The following is a 22,281-nucleotide window of genomic DNA, read 5'->3' as shown; positions in this document are numbered from 1 at the left end:
CCCCGGCCGTGCTCGTTGCCGGAGCTGTTGAGTGTCCAAAACACCCGGACGTTTTCCGGAAGGGTCCGGGTGTTCTGGACACTCGACCCCGGGGGCGCTCAGTCGGTCGGGCGTCGACGCATCTTCTTCACGTCGGTGCGCCGCTGCTTCGCCTGCAGGCGACGCTCGGTCGACCCCCGGGTCGGCTTCGTCGCGCGGCGCGGCGGGGCGGGCGGGCGCACGGCCTCGGCCACCAGCGCGGCGAGACGAGCCCGTGCGGCGTCGCGGTTGCGCAGCTGCGCGCGGTGCTCGGATGCCGCGATCGTCAGCACCCCGTCGACCAGACGGTCGCTCAGCCGCTCGAGCACGCGTTCGCGTTGCACCCGTGACAGAGCGGTCGAGGCCGCGGCATCCCACATCAGCTCCACGCGGGAGTCGGCGGTGTTCACGCCCTGACCGCCCGGGCCCGAGGAGCGCGAGAACCGCCACGACAGCTCCGCCGCCGGGATCACGAGCGAGGCCGTGACCCGGACGTCGGGGCCGGCGGTTGCGCGCATGACTCCATCATGCGTCTGCGGGCGGTCAGTGGCGTGCCGCGCTCCGGACGGAACGCGCCGCAATGCGCGAACGGGCTCTCCTTCGCGCGAAGGAGGCCGAGCGCTCCGGAGCCCGGCACCCCGTAAGCACCCCGTATGCGTCCGTCGGCGACCCGTAGGGAAAACGTGAGGACGCCCGGATGCCGGCACCCGGCGGAGTTGTATCGACACACGTGCCGCCCCGCGGCGCCCGCGGTTCGCCGCGGACTCGTCCCGAACCTGGAGTCGTCGTGCTGGATGCCGTCTACCTCGTCGCGACCGTCGCGCTCTTCGCGCTGGTCGCCCTCGTCGCGAAGGGGGTCGAGAAGCTGGGCCCGGAGGCCCGGCCCACCCCCTCCCGCACCACCGGACGAGGGGGCGAGCGCCCGTGATCTTCTTCTCGATCCTCGCCGCGGTCCTCGCGGTCGCCGCCGTCGTATACCTCGTGGTCGCGCTCGTCCGACCGGAGAAGTTCTGACCCATGGACAGCGGAACCATCTGGTCGATCGTCCTGACCAGCCTCACCCTTCTCGTCGCCCTGGGCCTGACCTACCGCCCCCTCGGTGACTACATCGCCCGCATCTACACCGGCGAGCGCGATCTCGCCGTCGAACGCGGCACCTACCGCCTGATCGGCGTCGACCCCCGCAGCGCGCAGACGTGGCAGGCCTACCTGCGCTCGGTGCTGCTGTTCTCGTTCGTCGGGGTGGTGTTCGTCTACGCGATCATGCGCCTGCAGGCGGTGCTGCCGCTCTCGCTCGGCTTCGGCGCCCCCAGCGAGGAGCTGTCGTTCAACACCGCGGTCTCGTTCGTCACCAACACGAACTGGCAGTCCTACGGCGGAGAGACCACCCTGGGCTACACCGTGCAGTTCGCGGCCCTCACCGTGCAGAACTTCGTCAGCGCCGCCGTCGGCATCGCCGTGGCCGTCGCCCTCGTGCGCGGCTTCGCGTACCGCCGCAGCGGCGTGATCGGCAACTTCTGGGTCGATCTCGTGCGTGGCACCTACCGCCTGCTGCTGCCGTTCTCGATCGTCGCGGCGGTCGTCCTGCTCGCGGGCGGCGTCATCCAGAACCTCTCGGGCTTCACGGATGCCACGACGGTGGCCGGCGCCGCCCAGTCCATCCCCGGCGGACCGGTGGCCTCGCAAGAGGCGATCAAGCTCCTCGGCACCAACGGCGGCGGTGTCTTCAACGTCAACTCCGCCCACCCGTTCGAGAACCCCACCCCGTGGACGAACCTCTTCTCGATCTTCCTCATGCTGGTGATCCCGTTCTCGCTCCCGCGGGCCTTCGGTCGGATCGTGAACGACGACCGCCAGGGCTACACGATCCTCGGTGTGATGGGCATCATCTACGTGGCATCCACCGCCCTGCTCACCTGGGCGGAGACGGCCGGTTCCGGCACCGCTCCGCAGCTCGCGGGCGGCGCCATGGAGGGCAAGGAGGTGCGCTTCGGCGTCTTCGGCTCGACGCTCTTCGGCTCCACGAGCACACTCACCTCGACCGGTGCGGTCAACTCGATGCACGACAGCTACACGGCGCTGGGCGGCGGGATGCCGATGCTCAACATGATGCTCGGCGAGATCGCCCCCGGCGGTGTCGGCTCGGGCCTGTACGGCATACTCGTCCTGGCGGTGATCGCGGTGTTCGTCGGTGGGCTCCTCATCGGCCGCACGCCCGAGTACCTCGGCAAGAAGATCGGGCCGAAGGAGATCAAGCTCGCGAGCCTGTACATCCTCGTCACGCCCACGCTCGTGCTGGCCGGAACCGCCCTGAGCTTCGGGGTTCCCGGCATCCGGGACGACGTGGAGAGCACCTCGATCCTCAACCCGGGCGTCCACGGCCTGAGCGAGGTGCTCTACGCCTTCACCTCCGCCGCGAACAACAACGGTTCCGCCTTCGCCGGGCTCACCGCGAATACCCCGTGGTTCAACACGGCGCTGGGTGCGGCGATGCTGCTCGGCCGGTTCCTGCCGATCGTGTTCGTGCTGGCCCTGGCCGGGTCGCTCGCGGCCCAGGATGCCGTGCCCTCGACGGCCGGAACCCTGCCGACGCACCGTCCGCAGTTCGCGGGCCTGCTCGCCGGCGTCGTCGTGATCGTCACGGCCCTCACCTACTTCCCGGTCCTCACCCTCGGACCCCTCGCCGAAGGACTTGCGCTCTGATGTCCACGCTCACCCATGCTCCCCACCAGCCGGCCCCTGAGCCTGTCGAAGGGTCCGGCGCCCCGAGCAGTGCCCCGCGCCGCGCCTTCAGCGCCGCGCAGATCGTCGCCGCCCTCCCGGGTGCCGCGAAGAAGCTCAACCCCGCCGCCCAGTGGCACAACCCCGTGATGTTCCTCGTCTGGGTCGGGGCGGCCCTGACCACCCTCATCGCCATCGCGGAGCCGTTCCTCGGCGGCGCCGACGGCTCGCTACCCGTCGGCTTCACCGCCGGTATCGCCGTCTGGCTGTGGCTCACGGTGTTCTTCGCGAACATCGCCGAGTCGGTGGCCGAGGGCCGCGGCAAGGCGCAGGCAGCGACCCTGCGCAAGACCCGCACGACGACCTCGGCCCGTCGCGTGGTCGCGTACTCGCCCGACGACCCCGCCGCCTCGAACGTCGCGGTCGAGGCCATCCCCTCGGGCGACCTGCTCGTCGGTGACATCGTGCTCGTCGAGACGGGCGAGCTCATCCCCGGCGACGGCGACATCGTGCACGGCATCGCGACCGTCGACGAGTCGGCGATCACGGGCGAGTCCGCCCCGGTCGTGCGCGAGTCGGGCGGCGACCGCAGCGCCGTCACCGGCGGTACCCGCGTGCTCAGCGACCGGATCGTCGTGAAGATCACGTCGAAGCCCGGCGAGACCTTCGTCGACCGCATGATCGCCCTCGTCGAGGGAGCATCGCGCCAGCGAACGCCCAACGAGATCGCGCTGAACATCCTGCTCGCGAGCCTGTCGATCGTGTTCGTCGTCGTGGTTCTCGTGCTGAACCCGATCGCCTCGTACGCGGCATCCCCCGTCTCGATCCCCGTGCTCGTGGCGCTGCTCGTGTGCCTCATCCCGACCACGATCGGGGCGCTCCTCAGCGCCATCGGCATCGCCGGCATGGACCGGCTCGTGCAGCGCAACGTGCTGGCGATGTCGGGCCGCGCCGTCGAGGCCGCGGGAGACGTCACGACCCTGCTGCTGGATAAGACCGGCACCATCACCTACGGCAACCGGCGGGCGTCGGCATTCGTCCCGATGTCCGGTGTCGGGGCGCCGCTCGTGGCCGAGTACGCGTCGCTGTCGTCGCAGGCCGACCCCACGCCCGAGGGCGTCTCGGTGGTCGAGCTGGCAGCGTCCCAGGGCATCGTCGCCGAGATGCCCCGGGGCGGGGAGCCCGTGCCCTTCACGGCCCAGACCCGCATGTCGGGGCTCGACCTCGCCGACGGCACGCAGGTGCGCAAGGGCGCCGCGTCGGCCGTGGTGGCCTGGCTCGCGGCATCCGGTTCGCCCGTTCCCGAGGCGCTTCGCGCGCAGCTGCAGGGCGAGACGGATGCCATCTCCCAGTCGGGCGGCACGCCCCTGGTCGTGGCGACGTGGACCCCGGCATCGGGCCCGGTGGCTTCGACAGGCTCAGCCACCTCCAGCGCCGCCCGAGCCACCTCCGCAACCGAGGTCCCTGAGCGCGCAGCCGAGGTCCCTGAGCCTGTCGAAGGGACCGGACGAGTTCTCGGCGTCATCCACCTCAAGGACGTCGTCAAGAACGGCTTGCGCGAGCGGTTCGAGGAGCTGCGCGCGATGGGGATCCGCACCGTGATGATCACGGGCGACAACCCCCTCACGGCCCGGGCCATCGCGGCCGAGGCGGGGGTCGACGACTTCCTCGCCGAGGCGACGCCCGAAGACAAGCTCGCCCTCATCCAGCGCGAGCAGGAGGGCGGCAACCTCGTCGCCATGACCGGCGACGGCACGAACGACGCGCCGGCGCTCGCGCAGGCCGACGTGGGCGTCGCGATGAACACGGGCACCTCGGCCGCGAAAGAGGCTGGCAACATGGTCGACCTCGACAGCGACCCGACCAAGCTCATCGACATCGTCCGCATCGGCAAGCAGCTGCTCATCACGCGCGGTGCGCTCACGACCTTCTCGCTCGCCAACGACATCGCGAAGTACTTCGCCATCATCCCGGCGATGTTCATGGGCGTGTTCCCGGGCCTCGCGGTGCTGAACATCATGCAGCTGTCGTCTCCGGCATCCGCTGTGCTCAGCGCGATCATCTTCAACGCGATCGTCATCATCGTGCTCATCCCCCTCGCCCTACGCGGGGTCAAATACCGCGCGGCGAGCGCGTCGAGCATCCTCAGCCGCAACCTGCTCGTCTACGGGCTCGGCGGCGTCCTCGTCCCCTTCATCGGCATCAAGCTCATCGACCTCGTCGTGAGCCTGCTCCCCGGTTTCTGAAAGGCCCCGTCATGCGCACCACCCTGCGTACCACCGCCGTCGCCGTCCGGGCGATGGTCGTCTTCACCCTGCTCCTCGGCGTCGGCTACATGCTGCTGATCACCGCGGTCGGCCAGGTCGCCCTCCCGTTCCAGGCGAACGGATCGCTGATCAAGACCGCCGACGGGACCGTCGCCGGCTCCGAGCTGATCGGGCAGTCGTTCCAGGATGCCGACGGCCAGGCGCTCCCGCAGTACTTCCAGTCGCGTCCGTCCGCCGCGGGCTACGACTCCTCGGCCTCGACGGGATCGAACCTGGGCCCCGAGAACAGCGATCTCGTCGCCTCGATCGAGGAGGGTCGGACCGCGTTCGAGTCGCTGAACGGCTCGGGCTCGGTCCCGGCCGACGCCGTCACCTCCTCGGGCTCGGGCCTCGACCCCGACATCTCCGTGGCGAACGCCGAGCGCCAGGTCGAGCGGGTCGCGGAGGTCCGCGGCATCCCCTCGTCGGAGGTCTCGGCCCTCGTCGCCGAGCACACGCTCCCCCGCGATCTCGGATACCTCGGCGACCCGCGCGTGAACGTCGTGGAGCTCAACCGCGCGCTCGACGCCCGCTGAGAGGCGAGAATCACTGTCATGACCGTCATCGCGTCCTCCGCCGCCGCGCCGCCCGCGCGGCGGCGGTGGGGTGCGCTGGCCCCGGTCCCTTCGACAGGCTCAGGGACCTCGCGAGCGATGGAAGTAGCTGAGCCCGCGACCCAGGTGACTGAGCACACGACCCAGGTGGCTGAGCCTGTCGAAGCCACCGGAACCCCCTCGGCACCGGTCCCTTCGACGGGCTCAGGGACCTCCCGCCGCACGAGTGCGGGGGGCGCGCAATGAAGCGCGGGCGGCTGCGCGTGCTGTTGGGCATGGCGCCCGGCGTGGGCAAGACGTACGAGATGCTCGAAGAGGGCCGCCGACTCCGCGACGAGGGCCGCGACGTCGTCATCGCGATCGTCGAGACGCACGGGCGCACCGCCACCGCGGCGCAGGCGGAGGGCCTCGAGGTGGTTCCGCGCCGGGCCGTGGCTCACCGCGGGGTCGCGCTCGATGAAATGGACCTGGATGCCGTGCGGCAACGGCATCCAGGGATCGCCCTGGTCGACGAGTTGGCGCACACCAACGTCCCCGGCTCGCGCAACGACAAACGCTGGATGGACGTCGAGGAGCTGCTCGAGGCGGGCATCGACGTGATCACGACCGTGAACGTGCAGCACATCGAATCGCTCAACGACGTGGTCGAGAAGATCACCGGTGTCGTGCAGCGCGAGACGGTCCCGGATGCCGTGGTCCGCGCGGCGGATCAGATCGAGGTCGTCGACCTCGCACCGCAGTCCCTGCGCGACCGTCTGGCCGCCGGATCCGTTTACCCCGCGGAGCGCATCGACGCCGCCCTGTCGAACTACTTCCGCCTCGGAAACCTCACGGCGCTGCGTGAACTCGCACTGCTGTGGCTCGCCGACGAGGTCGACTCCGCACTGCAGCGCTACCGCACCGAGCACGGCATCGAGGGCTCGTGGCAGGCGCGCGAACGCGTCGTCGTGGCCCTCACCGGCGGCCCCGAGGGGGAGACCCTGCTGCGGCGCGGCGCGCGCATCGCGGCACGCTCCGCCGGCGGCGAGCTGCTCGCGGTGCACGTGTCGACGCAGGACGGTCTGCGCGCGAGCGCCCCCGGCGCCCTCGCCGAGCAGCGTGCCCTCGTCGAGACCCTGGGCGGCAGCTACCACCAGGTCGTCGGCGACGACGTGGCCACCGCCCTCGTCGACTTCGCGCGGTCGGTCAACGCCTCGCAGCTCGTGATCGGGGTGAGCCGGCGCGGGCGTCTCGGCGCGGCCCTCACCGGACCGGGCATCGGGGCGACCGTGATCCGCGCCTCGGGCGACATCGACGTGCACATCGTCAACCACGCCCGGGCCGGTGGGCGGTTCGCGCTGCCCCGGCTCACGGGGCCCGCGCTGAGCGCGAAGAGACGCATCCTCGGCTTCGTCACGGCCCTCGTCGGGGGACCCCTGGTGTCGCTGCTGCTGCTGTCGACCGGTTCGGACGAATCCATCACCACGGACGTGCTGGCCTATCAGCTGCTCGTCGTGGTGGTCGCACTCATCGGCGGTATCTGGCCCGCGGTGTTCGCGGCCGTCCTCTCGGGAGTCACCCTCGACTTCCTCTTCATCGCCCCGCTGTACACCGTCACCATCAGCGATCCCGTCCACGCGATCGCCCTCGTGCTGTACGTGATCATCGCGATGCTCGTGAGCATCGTCGTCGACCAGGCCGCCCGGCGCGCCCGCGCCGCCCGGCGCGCCGCCGCTGAGGCCGAGATGCTCGCGACCGTCGCCGGGAGCGTGCTGCGCGGCGAGACCGCGGTCCCCGCTCTCGTCAGTCGCGCCCGTGAGGCGTTCGGGCTCGCCGGGGTGCGTCTCGTCGCCGCCGACGGCGCGGTGCTGGCCACCGACGGGGAGCCCGTGCGCGACGACCGGCGGGTGGCCCTGCCCGTCGGCGACGGACGCGCCACCCTCGAACTGCACGGCGGCGACCTCGACGCCTCGGAGCGCCGCCTGCTCGACGTCGTCGTCGCGCAGCTCGCCGCCGCCCTCGAGCGCACCGACCTCGCCGAGACCGCCGCCGAGGCGGGCGCCCTCGCCGAGACCGACCAGGTGCGCACCGCCCTGCTCTCGGCGGTCAGCCACGACCTTCGCCGCCCGCTCGCCGCCGCCGTCGCCTCGCTCGGAGGCCTGCGCGCCGCCGGCGACCAGCTCTCCGACGACGACCGTCGGGAGCTGCTCGAGACCGCCGACGAAAGCCTCGCGACCCTGTCGGTGCTGGTCACCGACCTGCTCGACGTGAGCCGCGTGCAGGCGGGGGTGCTCGCGGTGTCGCTCACGGCGACCGATGCCGCGGGCGTCGTGCTCTCCGCCCTCGACGAGCTCGATCTCGGCCCCGACGCCGTCGAACTCGCCCTCGACCCCGACCTGCCGATGGTGAGTGCCGACCCGGTGCTGCTGCAGCGCGTGCTCGTCAACGTTCTCGCCAACGCCCAGCGCTACTCGCCCGACGGCGAGCGCGTCCGCATCGCGACGAGCCGCCTCGGCGGCACCGCCGAGATCCGCGTGATCGACCACGGCCCGGGCATCGCCGCCGACCGCCGCGAGGACATGTTCTCGCCCTTCCAGCGCCTCGGCGACACCGACAACACCGCCGGCCTCGGCCTCGGTCTCGCCCTCTCGCGCGGCTTCGCCGAGGGCATGGGCGGCACCCTCGCCCCCGAAGACACCCCCGGCGGCGGACTCACCATGGTCGTAGCGCTCCCCGTCATGGGGGCGGATGCCATGGCATCCGGGATTTCCAGGAGGACGCCGTGAAGGTACTCATCGCCGACGACGACCCGCAGCTCGTCCGCGCCCTGCGGATCACGCTCGCCGCGCACGGCTACGACGTCGTGGCGGCGGCCGACGGCGCCGCGGCGATCACCCTCGCCGCTCAGGCGCACCCCGACATCGTGCTGCTGGATCTCGGGATGCCGCACCTCGACGGCGTACAGGTGATCCACGCCCTGCGCGGGTGGACGACGGCACCGATCATCGTCGTCTCGGGCCGCACGGGCTCGGCCGACAAGGTCGAGGCCCTCGACGCCGGCGCCGACGACTTCGTCACCAAGCCGTTCCAGATCGACGAGCTGCTGGCGCGCCTGCGCGTGCACGCGCGGCGGTCGGTCCCCGCCTCGGGCGACGCGGTGGTGCGCTTCGGCGACGTCGAGGTCGACCTCTCGGCGAAGGCCGTGCTGCGCGGCGGTGCCCGTGTGCACCTCACCCCGACGGAGTGGCGGATGCTCGAGTTCCTCGCCCGCAACCCCGGGTCGCTGGTGACGCGGCAGACCCTGCTCAAGGAGATCTGGGCGAGCGAGCAGGTCGCCGACAGCGGATACCTGCGGCTCTACATGTCGCAGCTGCGCAAGAAGCTCGAGCTCGACCCCTCGAACCCGGTGCACCTGCTCACGGAGCAGGGGATGGGGTATCGGCTGGTGGTGTGAGCCGGTAGGTCGCCGCCCTCTCGGGTGGACGCGCTGCCGCAGCCGGGCCGCCGCCACCGCGCGCGCCGGACTCCGGAGAATTCACGCTCCGGGGCCTCGCCGACCGGTTCGGGCTCCGTTCGAACGCCGAGATCACCGGAGGGCGGGACACCCCGCCGTCCGCTCGCCGAACTCCTGACTTCTGCCGACCTGCCCCGCTGCTTCTCCGCGCCCCGGCACGGCGACCCGCCCCACCGGCGGCTCGCCGAACTCCGGAGGAATCGCCGCCCCTGGGCGACACAGCGCCCGCGCGGCCCCGATCGGCCGCGGATCTCCGGAGTTCGGCACCACACCGCCCGTCCACCCCGCGGCGCCCCGCCGGCCCGCAGGCCCCCGCGCGCGGCCCGGAACTCAGGAGTTCGGCGACCCCGCCCCGGTCCCCTCGGCCTCCAAGCCCCCGGCCTCCAACGCCTCGAACTCCGCCTGCACCCGGGCGCAACGGCAGGCGTACACGATCGAGTGCAGCAGCATCAGCGGACCTCGCCGACGGTGTGGCATCCAGGGCAGGGGAACGCGATGCGATCCCCGACGCGCACGTCGCCGGGCAGCACGACCGTGCCGCACGGTTCCTCGCCGTGCGCGTCGACGACGGCGAAGGGCTCGTCGTAGGCGTGAGACACCCGGCCGATGAGCCGCGCCTCGCGCCAGACGGCCGCGAGCCCCGCGACGCAGGCGTCGAGGCGCAGCGTGTCGGGTCCGGCATCCGTCACCGTGGCCACCACCACGGTGGTCGACAGGGTCGTGGATGCCACCCCGCCCGACGCCGGGATCACCGCCGGCCCCGTGCAGACGCAGGGCGTGCCGCAGATGTCGGCGAAGCGGCCGACCGACATCGCCCGCACGGTGACGTCGTCGAGGGTGGGCGCGGAACCGGCCGGCCAGGCCGCCGCGTCGAAAGGCGCCGGGATGCTGGAGCGGAGAGTGGGGAGGAGGGCCGTGAGGGTCATGGCATCCGGTCTACGCTCCCGGGCCCGGGACGGCCGCGGCCCTCACGGTTCACGAACGGAGCCGGGTCGCTTCCTCACTGTTCGCTCGCGAGGCCGCCCCGCAGCGGCGCCGCGTAGCCTGGAGGGGTGAGCCTCCCCTTCGACGTCGCCGCCGTGCGCGCCGACTTCCCGATCCTCGAGACCGAGGTCGACGGCAACCCGCTCGTCTACCTCGACTCCGGCGCGACCAGCCAGAAGCCGCGTGCCGTCCTCGACGCCGAGCGCGACTTCCTCGAGACCGCGAACTCGGCGGTGCACCGCGGCGCCCACACCCTCGCCGCCGAAGCCACCGAGCTGTTCGAAGATGCGCGCGTCACCGTCGCCGGGTTCGTGGGCGCTCAGCCCGAGCAGCTCGTGTGGACGAGCGGCGCCACCGCCGGTCTCAACCTCGTCGCCGGCTCGCTCGGTTATGCCGGGCGCCTGCGCGAGGGCGATGAGATCGTCGTAACCGAGGCGGAGCACCACGCGAACCTCATCCCGTGGCAGGAGCTCGCCGCCCGCACGGGGGCGCGCCTGCGCCACATCCCCGTGCTCGACGACGGCATGCTCGACCTGCACGCCGCCGCCGAGATCATCGGCGAGCGCACCAGGGTCGTCGCCTTCCCACACGTGTCGAACGTGCTCGGCATCGTGAACCCCGTCGCGAAGCTCGTCACCCTGGCGCGCGGCGTCGGCGCGCTGACGGTGCTCGACGCGTGCCAGTCCGCACCGCACCTGCGCCTCGACCTGCCGGCATCCGGGGTCGATCTCGCCGTGTTCTCGGGGCACAAGATCTACGGACCGTACGGCATCGGGGCGCTCTGGGGCCGCGACGAGGTGCTCGACTCCCTCCCGCCGTTCACCACGGGCGGGTCGATGATCACGACCGTCACGCTCGAGAAGGCCGAATACCTCCCGGCCCCGCAGCGCTTCGAGGCCGGCACGCAACCGGTGTCGCAGGCCGTCGCCCTGGCCGCCGCGGTCCGCTGGCTCGGCGAGCACGACCTCGACGCCGCGCACGCCCACGAGGCCGCCCTCGAGAAGCGTCTGCGCGAGGGGCTCCGCTCGATCGACGGCATCCGCCTGCTCGGAGACACGGATGCCGCTGAGCGCGTCGCCCTGCAGGCGTTCGAGGTCGAGGGGGTCCACGCGCACGACGTGGGCCAGTTCCTCGACTCACGCGGGGTCGCCGTGCGCGTGGGCCATCACTGCGCGCAGCCGCTGCACCGCCGCTTCGGCATGACCGCGTCGGTCCGCGCGAGCGCGGCGATCCACACTACGGAGGCCGATATCGACACCTTCCTCGACGCCGTCTCGGGCGTGCGCGGCTTCTTCGGCGTCGCGGCCCCCAGCGGCGCGGCGACTCCCAGCGGCGCGACGGCTCGCAGCGGCGCAGCGTCTCCGAGCGGTGCGGCGACGACGGGGGCGGGCGCGTGAGCGGTCTCGAGTCGCTGTACCAGGAGCTGATCCTCGACCACGCGAAGAACCGGCGCGGCTTCGGCCTCGCCGAGCCCGGCGCACACAGCGCGACCGTTCATCAGCGCAACCCCATCTGCGGCGACGAGATCACGCTGCGCGTCTCGGTTGACGGCGACCGCATCACCTCGGTCACGTGGGAGGGCGCCGGCTGCTCGATCTCGCAGGCCTCGGCATCCATGCTCGTCTCCCTGCTCCAGGAGGACGGCGGAGACGAGGGGATGCCGCGTGCCGACGCCGAAGCGCTGATCGCGTCGTTCCGTGAGTCGCTGCGCTCGCGCGGCACCATCCCCCTCGACGAGGAGACGTTCGCCGACGCCTCCGCCCTCTCGGGCGTCTCGAAGTTCACCGCGCGCGTGAAGTGCGCGATGCTCGCGTGGGTCGCGCTCGAGGAGGGCCTGCGCCAGGCGTGAGTCTCGCGCCGACGCCTCCGCCCCGCGCTCGCGCCCGCCGCCCCGCGCCTGCACGGCTCCCCGACGCCCGCCGGCCCGCGCGCCCGCGCACCCGCGCACCCGCGCACCCGCCGTCTTGCGCCCTTCCGGTGCCCCAAGTTCGAGTGTCCAGAACACCCGGACGCCGCGAAGAATCGTCCGGGTGTTTTGGACACTCGACCCGAGACGCCTCACGCTCCACGGAACACGGACCGAGCCCCGGCGCAGCGATATCCTGCGTCCACACAGACGAAAGGACGGATGCCATGGCCACTGGATTCAGCGACGAAGAACGTGCGGCGATGAAGCAGCGCGCCGAGGAGCTGCAGGCGATGAAGGGTCTGAAGGGCCTGGCGAAGCTGCAGAAGGAGAACGAGGCGTGCCTCGAGGCGATCGAGAAGCTCGAGGGCAGCGACCGCGCGATCGCCGAGCGGGTGCACGTGATCGTGCTCGAGGAGGCACCGCACCTCACCCCGAAGACCTATTACGGCTTCCCGGCTTACGCGAAAGACGGCAAGGTCGTCGTCTTCTACCAGCCGGCGTCGAAGTTCAAGACGCGCTACGGCACCGTCAGCTTCGACGAGACGGCGCAGCTCGACGACGGGCCTATGTGGCCGGTGTCGTTCGCGGTGCTCGAGGTGACGCCCGAGGTCGAGGCGCACATCCGCGAGCAGGTGCGCCGGGCGGCCCCTGCCGCGTGAGCCCGGCCGCGCGGCGCGCAGGTCGGCAGCGCATTTTCGGATGAACGCAACAGAATCGGACCGACCGAGCCACGGCATCCGAACCCGTTGCGCACCTCCGAATCCGATGAGCGGGATGCCGCGACCCCGGAGCCGGCCTCCCGCCAGCGCGATCTCGGACGAACGCAACAGAATCGGACCCACCGAGCCACGGCATCCGAACCCGTTGCGCACCTCCGAATCCGATGAGCGGGATGCCGCGACTCCGGGCCATGCCATCCCGAGCCCCTCACCCCAGGACCACGCGCTCCATCCGCTGGAAGCTCTGCTCCATCCCGTCGACCATGCCGGTCGCGAGCACGGCGTCGCGGGTCGCGGCATCCGGGTACTCGATGAGCAGGGTGACCAGGGTCGCGCCGTCCTCCTCGTAGAGCGAAAGGTCGTTGATCGTCGAGGGGTAGTCGGTGCCGGTCATGTGCTCGGTCTGAACGATGCGCCGGGGCTCGTCGATGAGCACCGTGCGCCCGTCGAATCCGAATCCCTCGCCCTCCGTGCCCGCCTCGGGCTCCCAGGCGATGCGGTACTCGCCGCCGACCGAGACGTCGACCTCGCTGACGCTCATGCGCCAGCCGTCGGGGCCGAGCATCCACTGCCGCATGAGCTCGGGGTCGACGTGCGCGCGCCACACGAGCTCGCGCGGGCCGTCGATGAGTCGCGTGATGCGCACGTGCTGGTCGTCGAGGATCTCGAGCTGCGTGCCCTTGCCCTGCGCGAACTCCCGCAGACCCTGCAGCACGGCGTCGAGCTGGTTCATTGCGAGGGTCGATCCCTCGACCGCGCCCATGGCCACGACCTGTTCGAGCGCGTCGGCCGAGGCGAAGTGACTGACGTTGACGAGCCGTGAGCCCTGCGGCGTGGCCTCGAACGTGAATACCATGCGCATCGACGGCATCCCCTCGATGGGAGCGCCGTGCTCGTCGCCGAAGGAGTCGATCGCCTCGAAGCCATACGGCTCGTCGATGGCGGTGAACTCCCACGTCCCGCCCGCTCGTTCGCCCTGCGGTGAGGTCATGAAGTAGGTCGCGCGGCCCCCGACCCGGAAGTCGAAGACGTCGAACGTCGCCGGCCAGCCCGGAGGGCCCCAGAAGCGTTCGAGCTGGCGCGGGTCGGTGAACACGGCCCACAGGCGTTCCGGCCCGACGGGGAAGTCGGCGACCAGGGTCATGGTGAGCGCTTCGACGTCGCTCTCGACGGATGTGACGGGCATGACGACTCCTTCGTCGGTTCAGTTCTCGGTGGGTCCGGAGGGCGGGTCGGATGCCGGCACCCCGGCGTCCTCGAGCAGGATCGCGTCGAGCCGGTCGATGCGACCGCGCCAGAGGTCTTCGTACGTGCGGAGCAGCTCCTGCACCTTCGCCAGGGCGGCGGGGTCGGCGGACACGAGTCGCACCCTCCCCTCCGCGCGCTTGGTGATGAGCCGGGCTTCCGCGAGCACGGCGATGTGCTTCGACACGGCGGCGAACGACATGGCGTACGCCGCGGCCAGCTGCGTCACCGACTGCTCCGCGACGAGCGTGCGCCGCACGATGTCGCGACGGGTCGCGTCGGCCAAGGCATGGAAGACCCGGTCGATGTCGGCGGCATCCAATTGTTCAACCATTTGGTTGCACGTTAGCGCGATGGGGCGTCGAGGGCAAGAGCTCCCGCCCAGGCGATCCGTCGAGAAGACCGACGGCGACCTCCCCTTGCGGAGGTCGCCGTCGGCTGCGATCCGGGGGCGAGGCGGCGCCGCTCGAAAGCAGGCAAGCCGTCCACGGAACCGCCGACCGCCCGAACCACCCATCTACGCTATGCCATGCCTGCGGTAAGCGGCCAGCCGGAGCCCGCGCTGCGAGCTCCCGGGTGAGTCGCGAGCCGAGGCCCCCTCGGAGGTCGCGCGCGCAGCCGATCCGCAATATCCTGCTCGTGCGAAGGGGCACCCGGGCAGGGGCCGCTTCGCCGGTCGCCCCCCCGGATTCCCCTCGACTCGCCCGCGTCACCGGAGGAACAGCATCAGCATGGCCAGCGAACGCACTGTGACCCACGCTTACCGACTCGACGGCGGCTGGCGGAAGGTCCCCCGCCGAAGACTGACCTCGGATGCCGCGGCGGAGCTGCGTCGCGAGGGGTTCACGATGGTGCGCGCGCGACGCGGGCTCTTCGACACCCGCGAGATCTCCATCCGCGCCTAGGTCGCCGCGCGATCTACGCCGCGAGGCCTTCCACCGACCCCTCCGGGAGGACAACCCATCCCTCCCGGCGCGCAACCTCGATCGTGTCGGCCCCCGGACGCTCGAACCGCCCGAGCGCCCCGGCCCGCGTCGACAGCGCCGCGATCACCGCGTCGAAGGCGTCGGCTTTCGCGATGGCGCGGGCGGAGAAGTCACCGAGGTCGAGCCACGGCACCCGAGAGCGGAGGTCGTCGAGCAGGAGCGCCCGGCGGGTGGCATCCACGCGATACCCGGTGGTGTCGAATCCCCAGAGCCGCAATGATCCGCCGGGGTACACCTCGAACAATCGCTCCGTCGCTGCGCGATCGATGGGGAACCCCGCGGCGGCGAGACGTCGGAGCAGGCCCGCACCGCGCAACGCGGTCACCCCGAGGCGGTCGGTCGACACGCTCAGCGGCCAGCGCCCGATCCGCTCCCTCACGACGCGGTCGGTGACGCGGTAGACGAGCGACCGCCGCCACTCGGCGTGCCCCTCGACGGGTCCGAGCGCGGGCTCGCGCTCCGCATGGTGAGCCCCCACGAAGTCGACGAACGCGTCGGGCCAGCCGAGCGGACAGTCGACGCCGAGCCACGCGTCGCCGGTGGTGACGGATGCCACGATGTCGGCATCCTGGACACCCACGTCGAGCCGCGTCAGGCGCGCCCCGCGGTCGGCCCAGACGATCTCGGCGAGCGCGGTGCCGGGCGCACCGGCGGCGAGGTCGACTCCGATGGTTCTCATCGGAAGGAGCCTAGGCCGCAGCGCGTGGGCGCGGTCGCGGCTCCGGGGCAACTCCCTGCGATCTGCGCCCCGACCTGGGAGGATCGGAGCATGGCTGACGACGATCTCCCCGATTCGCTGGAACCGGCGATCGACGTGCCGCCGCGCGACGAGCCGCCCGCGCCCCCGACGCCGAAGGGCGACCTGCGCGCGGTCTCCATCATCGCGATCGTCACCGGCGTGATCGTCATCGCGTGGTACCTGTTCGTCGCGACGGCCAGCGCCATCTCCGAGCTCGACCGGCTGCCCTACATCCAGATCGGCATGTGGGTGCTGGCTCTGGTGTCGTTCGTGTGCGGCATCCTGAGTCTCAACGCCCGCATGGCCCGCGAGCTCGCCGCGGCGGGGTTCATCGCCGGTGTGGCCGCGGGTCTGCTGTCGATCTCGATCGGCTTCTTCAGCGGGCTGGAGCTGTTGGGCTGAGCGGGGCTTCGAACCTCGTTGCCGGCGGCCGCCCCGGGGACCCGAGACGAGTGGGATCTCATACGCGTCGGCCCCGCCTTCATGAGCGCCGGAAGTCACAGAAGTCCGCAGATCAATTATGGGTTTCGAGCAGCCGGGGCACAGGCTCGGGGTCGAGGGCTACGCGCTGAAACAGGACTTGGATGCCGATATGGCGGCGAACCCGCACGAGGAGCTCGCCGCATCTCGATTGGCGAACCAGGAGCGGATCGTTGCCGTGTATGCCCAGGACGGGACCACGGTGGTCGGCGAATTCATCATCAGCACCTCGGACGGGTCCGTCGTCGAGGATTGACGCGGACGGGGGGCGAGAGCCGCGGTCGAGCTCTCGCCCGTCTCTGCCGACAATCGCTTCACCCCCGGTATCCCGGCCCCACGTACCGCGCCGACGGCCGGATGATCTTCGGGTCGCGGGCCTGCTCCAGCACGTGCGCGGTCCAACCGATCGTGCGGGCGAGGGCGAAGGTGGGGGTGAACATCGCCCGCGGGATGCCGCACTGCTCCATCACCACGGCGGCGTAGAACTCGACGTTGGCGTGCAGCGGCCGCTCGGGTCGCCGCTCAGCGAGCTGACGCTCGGCCTCCTCCTGGAACGCCAGCGCCTGGGTCACGCGGTCGCCGCCGAGGCCGCGGGCGACCTCCCGCAGCAGCTCGGAGCGCGGATCGGCGGTGCGGTACACCGCGTGTCCGAAGCCCATGAGGCGGCGTCCGGCGGCGAGCTCCGCCGCGATCCAGGGGGCGGGATCGTCGCCCGCGCGATCGAGGCCGTCGAGGGCGCGGGCGGGTGCTCCCCCGTGCAGGGGACCGGTCAGCGCTCCCAGCGCACCGGTGAGACAGGATGCCATGTCGGCTCCCGTCGATGCGATGACCCGGGCCGTGAACGTCGAGGCGTTGAAGCCGTGGTCCATCGCCGCCACGAGATACGCCGACAACGCCCGCACGTGAGCGTCCTCGGGGGAGGCTCCGGTCACGCGCTCGAGATAGTCGGCCACGACGCCCCGACCCGTCGGGACCCCCGGCGCCAGGGCGAGCGGGGCGACGGCGGCGAAGGCGATCGCGTCGTCGAGCCGCGCGGTCGGATCCAGGTCGTATAACGGCGAAGAGGAGCGGGCGGACGCCCCCAGGGTCCACACGGCGCTCAGGGCCGCGAGCGGCTGGCCGGTGCGCGCCGCCACCGCGGCGATCAGCTCGGACCACGCCGGTTCGCCCTGGGCTGCGCGGACACGAGCGGCGAAGGCGGCCCGGGTCGCGGCATCCGGGAGCTCCCCCACCACCAGCAGATGCCAGACGTCCTCGAACGACCGCGAGCGCGCGAGCTCCACCGCCGAGTGGCCGCGGTAGTGGTAAACGCCGGCGTCGCCGTCGACGTCGCTGATGGTCGTCTCGGCCGCGACAACGCCGTTCAGGCCGCGCGGTACATCGATCAGGTCGCTCATGCGCTCAGTGTGCGAACATGACGATTCGAGCGTCAACGTTGATCGGATCAAGATGAGCGCGCCCCTCCCCCGTCTGTCCGCCGCCCAGGTGGCCGCCCGCCTCGGCGTCAAAGCCGAGACCGTCTACGCCTACGTCTCACGCGGGCTCCTCCGGCGCGAACGGGATGCCCGCGGATCGACGTTCGACGCTCTCGAGGTCGAGGCGTTCGCGGCGGGGCGCCGCCGCGCCGCCGTTCGCACGCCGTCGCATCCGACGACCGGCATGCCCCTCGGGGTCGTGCGCACCGACATCGCCGACATCGAGGACGACGAGCTGCTCTACCGGGGCCGCCGCGCTCGCGACCTGATCGACCGCCCGTTCGCCGACGTGGTGGCGTGGCTGTGGGGCGCTGCGCGCGTCGATGCCCCCGCGCCCGCGATCGGCAGCGCACGGGCGATGGTCGAGGCGCTCCCCCTGAGCGCCGGGGCGATGGACCGGCTGCGTGCGGCGGTGGCCGGCTTCGCCGCCGACGATCCGATCCGTTACGAGGCCTCGACGGCGAGCGTGCACCGGATCGGTTGGACGCTGCTCACGGGCCTCCCTGTCGCGCTCGGCGGCCACGCCGACGCCGACCTCGCCCGCTCCCTCGTCGGCAGGTGGGGAGGACCCGCCGACGTCGCGACCGTCCATGCCGTCAACGCGGCCCTCGTCCTGCTCATGGACCACGACCTGGCGGTCTCGACCTTCGCCGCGCGCGTGGCCGCCTCCGCACGCGCCGACGGCTACGCCGCGGTGAGCGCCGCGCTCGGGGCGGCCGACTCCCCCCTGCACATCTCGGCCGCGACCCGCACCGCGCGCTTGCTCCTGCGGGTGCGCCGCGGACAGGAGCCCGAACGGGCGCTCACCGACTCGCTGCAGGAGGGCACCGGCATCCCGGGCTTCGGTCACCCCCTCTACGTCGGGATCGACGACCGCGCCGACGCGCTGTTCCCCCTGCTCGCCGCCCTGCCCGACGGGGAACGGACGATGGATGCCGTGCACCGACTGTCCACGGTCGTCGCCGACCGCACGGGGCTGCGACCCAACGTCGATCTCGCGCTCGCGGGGCTGGTGTCGGCTGCCCGCCTCCCCGAGGACGCCGCGAGCACCGTCTTCGTGCTCGGCCGCGTCGCCGGGTGGATCGCGCACATCGCGGCGGAGTACGCCGAACCGCCGATGCGGCTGCGCCCGCGCGGGGAGTACGTGGGGGACTGACCTTCATCCTGGCTAGGTACCTGGCTAGGATGGCGCCATGATGTACAACGTCCTGGAGGCGCGGAACAACCTGTCGAAGCTCATCGCCGACGTCGAATCCGGTGTCGAAGTGACGATCGCCCGCCGCGGGGTTCCCGTCGCCCGCATCGTGCCCATCCAGGACGCGCCGAACCCTCCGCTCAACGCATTCGGCCGATGGCTCGAAGAGAATCCGCTCGATGCCGGGACTGTCCGCCCCGCCTACGAGATCGAGGCCGAGCTACGGGAGCTGCGCGAGTACGGCGAGTGATCTATGTCGATACCTGCCTGCTCGTCTACGCCCTTGAAGATGAGGGGCCGACCGGAGCCGACGCCCGGACTGCGCTGTCTACTGCGCATGCGCCGCTCGCCATCAGCCCGCTCGTCATCCACGAACTCCTCGTCATGCCCTTCCGCCGCGGCGACGCGGCACTCGTCGCCCGCATAGAATCCGCGGCGAGTGCCTTCGATCTCGTCGCGATCTCGCCCGACGACTTCGTCCGGGCATCGTCGCTGCGCGCTCGCCACCGCGGGCTGAAGCTGGCGGACTCTCTTCACCTCGCGGCGGCTCGAGGGGCCGGATGCACCGCGCTGTGGACGAACGACTCCCGCTTCGCCGCGATCGCGCCAGAATTCGTGGTGTGTCCGATCGATCGAGATTGACCGCAGGCCCGGGCAAAGCCCTCTGCTGCCGAGCGGCCCTTTCGAGGGCGGCCCGACCTTCGATGATCTGTTCTCGTCCGGCAGCTACCGCGCGACGGTGGCCGTCGACCCGCAGACGCGCACGGTCGTCCTGTCGGGGGTGTTCGAGTAGCGTGTCAGCGCCGAGCGCCGACCAGGGCCAGCACACTCCCCAACCCCTCCGGCGTTCCCGGCCAGTGGCGCTCGATGGCCGGCATCCCGGCATGACGGATAGCGAAGCGCAGGGCTATCGCGACCACGATCGCGTCGTCGGCGTAACCGATGACGGGGAGGAAGTCGGGCACGAGGTCGATCGGCGACAGAAGGTACGCCAGCAGGCCGACGAGCCACCACCGGGTCGACCTCGGCACGGCCGGGTCGGCCGCCAGGCGGCGCACCAGGCGGACGACGTCGGGCGCGAGCCGCAGCACCGAGCGCCAATCGACGTCGTTTCCCGCGCGTCGTTGCTGCCACCAGAGCACCGCGATCAGCACCACCCAGATCAGCACGAGGCCCCCGGCAACGCCGGCCACGACGATCAGCCAATCGGGCATGACCTGCTCAGCGCTGCTCCCACCCGCGGGCCATCTCGACGACGGCGGCGACCGCGGCCTCGGTGTCGGCGGGCGACCCGCCGGCGCGACCGGCGGCGAGTCCCGCGACGAACGCGCTGAGCGGCGCGGCCGGACGAGCGACGCCGTTCGCGACGTCGCGCGCCAGGTCGAGGATGAGCGAGATGGGGATGTCCCCCTCGGCCAGGCCGAAGCGCTGCGCCAGGGCGGCGCTCCACTCGTTCAACGCCTCCGGCGGCAAGGTGCGGGATTCGGTCATGATTCCTCCTCGAGCTCTCGTGAGATCGTCCCACGTGTCGATATCGCGCGTCAGCGCGGCATCCGCCGACACCGCGGCCACGGTCATCCCGCCCAGCAGCGCGCGCATCGACGCATCGCGCCCCCTCTCGGGAAGACCGGATGCCGCTGCCCGCAGCGCCGCCGTGCGGTACCGCCCGATGAGCCACTGACGTCGGCCGTCGTCGAGGCACGCCCCGTCCGTGCCCTCGGGAAGGTGCGGGGGCAGGAGCGCCACCGCCGGACCGGCCGTGGGCAGATCGCAGGCGAGGACGAGCACCTCGTCGGCATCCACGTGATCGAGGGCGGCGACGATCGCGGCGACGGGGCCCCCGAAGGGCGGATCCTCCCGCACCCACCTGACGTCGAGGTCGGCGTCCAGGACGGGGCCGACGACCACGATCCGTCGGGCACCGGCGGAGCGCACCGCGTCGACTCCCGCGTGCAACAGGGTGCGGCCGCCCACCTCGAACAGCGGCTTCGCCGCGCCGCCGACCCGGGACGCTCGACCTCCGGCGAGGAGGATCGCGTCGACGCTCACCATCGGGCGACCGTGACGAGCTCGCCCGCCTCGAGGTCGCGGTCGCTCGGCGGGATGATCGCGAGTCCGTCGGCGTCACCGAGCCCCCGGGTCCCGTGCGCGGTCGGCGCGGCCGTCCACCGGGCGGGATCGGTGCGATCGAGGCGTACCGGCACGTACTGCACGCGCCCGGGTCGGGCACGGCGGCCGTCGGCGAGCGCGACGCGCAGCGTCTCACGTCCCGGCTCGGCGTCGGCCTCGAGGACGCGGAGGGCGGGGCGCACGAACAGCTCGAACGACACCGCGGCGCTCACGGGATTGCCGGGCAGGCCGAACAGCAGCGTGCCCGCCGGAGTCCGCCCGAACCCCTGCGGCTTTCCGGGCTGCATGCGTACGCGGTCGAAACGCATGAAGTCGCCGAGGGTGTTCTTCACGACCTCGTACGCGCCCGCACTGACTCCGCCCGAGAACACCACGACGTCGGCACCGGCGGCTTCGGCGGCGACGATCGCCTGCCGGGGTCCGTCTCCGTCGTCGCCGACACTCGTCCGCAGGACGACCTCGGCGCCCGCTTCCTCCGCGAGACCGGCGAGGAGCACGCTGTTCGACTCGGGGATCTGCCCGCGGCGGAGGTCGGCTCCCGCGGGCTGCAGCTCCGAGCCCGTCGACACGACCGCGACGCGCGGTGCGCGCGAGACGGAGACGCTCCCCACACCGGCAGCGGCGATCGCACCGAGCCGGGCGGCGGTCAGACGTACACCCTCTTCCGCCACGAGGGCGCCGCGTTCGACGTCCGAACCGCGACGGCGGATGTGGGCACCGGGGCGCGGTGCGGCGAGCACCACGACCGGGTCGAGCCCCCCGGCGAGCCCGCTCTCGGTGTCCTCGAACGGGACGACCGCGGTCGCGTCGGCCGGCACGGGCGCCCCCGTCATGATGCGGGCGGCGTCGCCGGCATCCATTCGGGGATCCAGCTCGGTGCCCGCGGGCAGATCGGCGACCACGCGCAGCGTCGCCGGTGCGGCGAGGTCGCGCACCGCGAAGCCGTCCATCGCGGAGCTGTCGAAACCCGGCACGTCGACGGCGGCGAAGACCGGATGCCGCAGCACGCGGCCGCGCGCCGCGGCGACGTCGCGCTGCTCGGCGTCGATCGGAACGACCCGCTCGAGGATCGCGGCGAGGTGCTCGGCGACGTCGATCGCGCGGGAGTCGGACATGATCTCAGCGTAGGCGCGGGTCCGGCCCGGCCACGTCGCGCGGGGCACCGGCTGCACGGGAGGAGAAGCGTCCTGCGGAGGACCGGAACCCGGCACGGCATCCTCCCCTCCCCGATTCACCTCCGCTCCCGTACCGCCCGACCCCTCCCGCACCGCACCGCGGCAGCCCCCTCCCGCACCGCCGCCCCCTCCCGCACCGCGCCGCCCCCTCC

The 22,281-nt window shown here is 72.0% G+C and carries 25 protein-coding genes; 16 read left to right on the top strand and 9 right to left on the bottom strand.

Going from position 1 to position 22,281, the window contains the following annotated elements:
- Nucleotides 1-98: 98 nt before the first annotated feature.
- Nucleotides 99-536 carry an alternative ribosome rescue aminoacyl-tRNA hydrolase ArfB gene (gene arfB, locus Q9R20_RS06920; protein WP_311248642.1) on the bottom strand — a complete coding sequence of 146 codons (438 nt, stop codon included), beginning with the start codon at nucleotides 534-536 and terminating at the stop codon, nucleotides 99-101.
- Between the two features lie 269 nt (nucleotides 537-805).
- Here arfB and Q9R20_RS06915 point away from each other — a divergent pair, with 269 nt between their 5' ends.
- From Q9R20_RS06915 to Q9R20_RS06885, 7 genes are all read left to right on the top strand, one after another.
- The gene (locus tag Q9R20_RS06915) at nucleotides 806-946 is read left to right on the top strand and encodes a hypothetical protein (RefSeq protein WP_295835375.1); all 141 of its coding nucleotides are present in this window, start codon (nucleotides 806-808) and stop codon (nucleotides 944-946) included.
- Nucleotides 943-1,032, top strand: coding sequence for a K(+)-transporting ATPase subunit F (gene kdpF, locus Q9R20_RS06910; protein ID WP_074696280.1), 90 nt, complete (start codon nucleotides 943-945; stop codon nucleotides 1,030-1,032). Before Q9R20_RS06915 ends, kdpF begins: the two co-directional genes overlap by 4 nt.
- 3 nt (nucleotides 1,033-1,035) lie before the next feature.
- Nucleotides 1,036-2,721 carry a potassium-transporting ATPase subunit KdpA gene (kdpA, locus tag Q9R20_RS06905; protein WP_311248641.1) on the top strand — a complete coding sequence of 562 codons (1,686 nt, stop codon included), beginning with the start codon at nucleotides 1,036-1,038 and terminating at the stop codon, nucleotides 2,719-2,721.
- Nucleotides 2,721-4,985 (top strand): potassium-transporting ATPase subunit KdpB, encoded by a 2,265-nt coding sequence (gene kdpB / locus Q9R20_RS06900; RefSeq protein WP_311248640.1) that lies wholly within the window; start codon nucleotides 2,721-2,723, stop codon nucleotides 4,983-4,985. The genes kdpA and kdpB overlap by 1 nt, the downstream gene beginning before the upstream one ends.
- Nucleotides 4,986-4,996: 11 nt before the next feature.
- On the top strand, nucleotides 4,997-5,581 hold the full coding sequence (gene kdpC / locus Q9R20_RS06895; RefSeq protein ID WP_311248639.1) for a potassium-transporting ATPase subunit KdpC: 585 nt from the start codon (nucleotides 4,997-4,999) through the stop codon (nucleotides 5,579-5,581).
- A 260-nt stretch (nucleotides 5,582-5,841) separates the two neighbouring features.
- Complete coding sequence (locus Q9R20_RS06890; RefSeq protein WP_311248638.1) at nucleotides 5,842-8,364, top strand: DUF4118 domain-containing protein; 2,523 nt, start codon at nucleotides 5,842-5,844, stop codon at nucleotides 8,362-8,364.
- Nucleotides 8,361-9,032 (top strand): response regulator, encoded by a 672-nt coding sequence (locus tag Q9R20_RS06885; RefSeq protein WP_311248637.1) that lies wholly within the window; start codon nucleotides 8,361-8,363, stop codon nucleotides 9,030-9,032. Before Q9R20_RS06890 ends, Q9R20_RS06885 begins: the two co-directional genes overlap by 4 nt.
- Nucleotides 9,033-9,541: 509 nt before the next feature.
- On the opposite strand, the gene Q9R20_RS06880 is transcribed toward Q9R20_RS06885, so the two are convergent.
- Nucleotides 9,542-10,018 carry a hypothetical protein gene (locus tag Q9R20_RS06880; protein WP_311248636.1) on the bottom strand — a complete coding sequence of 159 codons (477 nt, stop codon included), beginning with the start codon at nucleotides 10,016-10,018 and terminating at the stop codon, nucleotides 9,542-9,544.
- Between the two features lie 126 nt (nucleotides 10,019-10,144).
- On the opposite strand from Q9R20_RS06880, the gene Q9R20_RS06875 reads away from it, so the two are divergent.
- The 3 genes from Q9R20_RS06875 to Q9R20_RS06865 all read left to right on the top strand — a co-directional run bounded on the left by Q9R20_RS06875 (nucleotide 10,145) and on the right by Q9R20_RS06865 (nucleotide 12,644).
- Entirely contained in the window at nucleotides 10,145-11,473 is a 1,329-nt protein-coding gene (locus Q9R20_RS06875; protein ID WP_311248635.1) for a SufS family cysteine desulfurase, read from the top strand.
- The gene (sufU, locus tag Q9R20_RS06870; protein WP_311248634.1) at nucleotides 11,470-11,925 is read left to right on the top strand and encodes a Fe-S cluster assembly sulfur transfer protein SufU; all 456 of its coding nucleotides are present in this window, start codon (nucleotides 11,470-11,472) and stop codon (nucleotides 11,923-11,925) included. Before Q9R20_RS06875 ends, sufU begins: the two co-directional genes overlap by 4 nt.
- Nucleotides 11,926-12,209: 284 nt before the next feature.
- On the top strand, nucleotides 12,210-12,644 hold the full coding sequence (locus Q9R20_RS06865) for a hypothetical protein (RefSeq protein WP_311248633.1): 435 nt from the start codon (nucleotides 12,210-12,212) through the stop codon (nucleotides 12,642-12,644).
- 268 nt (nucleotides 12,645-12,912) lie between these two features.
- On the opposite strand, the gene Q9R20_RS06860 is transcribed toward Q9R20_RS06865, so the two are convergent.
- The gene (locus tag Q9R20_RS06860; RefSeq protein ID WP_311248632.1) at nucleotides 12,913-13,890 is read right to left on the bottom strand and encodes an SRPBCC family protein; all 978 of its coding nucleotides are present in this window, start codon (nucleotides 13,888-13,890) and stop codon (nucleotides 12,913-12,915) included.
- An 18-nt stretch (nucleotides 13,891-13,908) separates the two neighbouring features.
- Nucleotides 13,909-14,283, bottom strand: a complete 375-nt coding sequence (locus Q9R20_RS06855) for a metalloregulator ArsR/SmtB family transcription factor (RefSeq protein ID WP_311248631.1) — start codon at nucleotides 14,281-14,283, stop codon at nucleotides 13,909-13,911.
- A gap of 415 nt (nucleotides 14,284-14,698) precedes the next feature.
- Between Q9R20_RS06855 and Q9R20_RS06850 the strand changes: the two genes are divergently transcribed.
- Entirely contained in the window at nucleotides 14,699-14,854 is a 156-nt protein-coding gene (locus tag Q9R20_RS06850; protein WP_311248630.1) for an alternative tryptophan synthase beta-subunit, read from the top strand.
- Nucleotides 14,855-14,867: 13 nt separating this feature from the next.
- Here the strand turns inward: Q9R20_RS06850 and Q9R20_RS06845 are convergent, their stop codons facing one another.
- Complete coding sequence (locus tag Q9R20_RS06845) at nucleotides 14,868-15,614, bottom strand: DUF429 domain-containing protein (protein WP_311248629.1); 747 nt, start codon at nucleotides 15,612-15,614, stop codon at nucleotides 14,868-14,870.
- A 90-nt stretch (nucleotides 15,615-15,704) separates the two neighbouring features.
- Between Q9R20_RS06845 and Q9R20_RS06840 the strand changes: the two genes are divergently transcribed.
- Both Q9R20_RS06840 and Q9R20_RS06835 read left to right on the top strand, forming a co-directional pair.
- Nucleotides 15,705-16,076 (top strand): hypothetical protein, encoded by a 372-nt coding sequence (locus Q9R20_RS06840; RefSeq protein ID WP_311248628.1) that lies wholly within the window; start codon nucleotides 15,705-15,707, stop codon nucleotides 16,074-16,076.
- A gap of 118 nt (nucleotides 16,077-16,194) precedes the next feature.
- Entirely contained in the window at nucleotides 16,195-16,410 is a 216-nt protein-coding gene (locus Q9R20_RS06835) for a hypothetical protein (RefSeq protein WP_311248627.1), read from the top strand.
- A gap of 58 nt (nucleotides 16,411-16,468) precedes the next feature.
- Here Q9R20_RS06835 and Q9R20_RS06830 read toward each other — a convergent pair whose 3' ends face one another.
- A complete protein-coding gene (locus tag Q9R20_RS06830) occupies nucleotides 16,469-17,551 on the bottom strand; it encodes a citrate/2-methylcitrate synthase (RefSeq protein ID WP_311248626.1) in 1,083 nt (360 codons plus the stop codon).
- A 52-nt stretch (nucleotides 17,552-17,603) separates the two neighbouring features.
- On the opposite strand from Q9R20_RS06830, the gene Q9R20_RS06825 reads away from it, so the two are divergent.
- Genes Q9R20_RS06825 through Q9R20_RS06815 form a run of 3 tightly spaced genes read left to right on the top strand, consistent with a single transcriptional unit; the run spans nucleotide 17,604 to nucleotide 19,466 of the window.
- Nucleotides 17,604-18,785, top strand: coding sequence for a citrate/2-methylcitrate synthase (locus tag Q9R20_RS06825; RefSeq protein ID WP_311248625.1), 1,182 nt, complete (start codon nucleotides 17,604-17,606; stop codon nucleotides 18,783-18,785).
- Between the two features lie 37 nt (nucleotides 18,786-18,822).
- A complete protein-coding gene (locus Q9R20_RS06820) occupies nucleotides 18,823-19,074 on the top strand; it encodes a type II toxin-antitoxin system prevent-host-death family antitoxin (RefSeq protein ID WP_311248624.1) in 252 nt (83 codons plus the stop codon).
- Nucleotides 19,071-19,466, top strand: coding sequence for a PIN domain-containing protein (locus Q9R20_RS06815; protein ID WP_311248623.1), 396 nt, complete (start codon nucleotides 19,071-19,073; stop codon nucleotides 19,464-19,466). The genes Q9R20_RS06820 and Q9R20_RS06815 overlap by 4 nt, the downstream gene beginning before the upstream one ends.
- Nucleotides 19,467-19,621: 155 nt before the next feature.
- On the opposite strand, the gene Q9R20_RS06810 is transcribed toward Q9R20_RS06815, so the two are convergent.
- Genes Q9R20_RS06810 through glp form a run of 3 tightly spaced genes read right to left on the bottom strand, consistent with a single transcriptional unit; the run spans nucleotide 19,622 to nucleotide 22,069 of the window.
- Nucleotides 19,622-20,038 carry a DUF1232 domain-containing protein gene (locus Q9R20_RS06810; RefSeq protein WP_311248622.1) on the bottom strand — a complete coding sequence of 139 codons (417 nt, stop codon included), beginning with the start codon at nucleotides 20,036-20,038 and terminating at the stop codon, nucleotides 19,622-19,624.
- 7 nt (nucleotides 20,039-20,045) lie between these two features.
- Entirely contained in the window at nucleotides 20,046-20,876 is an 831-nt protein-coding gene (locus Q9R20_RS06805; RefSeq protein ID WP_311248621.1) for an NTP transferase domain-containing protein, read from the bottom strand.
- Entirely contained in the window at nucleotides 20,870-22,069 is a 1,200-nt protein-coding gene (glp, locus tag Q9R20_RS06800; protein ID WP_311248620.1) for a gephyrin-like molybdotransferase Glp, read from the bottom strand. The genes Q9R20_RS06805 and glp overlap by 7 nt, the downstream gene beginning before the upstream one ends.
- Nucleotides 22,070-22,281: the final 212 nt, after the last annotated feature.

Source organism: Microbacterium sp. PRF11 (genome assembly GCF_031844085.1).
Taxonomy (GTDB): domain Bacteria; phylum Actinomycetota; class Actinomycetes; order Actinomycetales; family Microbacteriaceae; genus Microbacterium.
The sequence above is the reverse complement of the archived record's forward strand: the minus strand, read 5'-3'. Positions and strand labels throughout refer to the sequence as shown.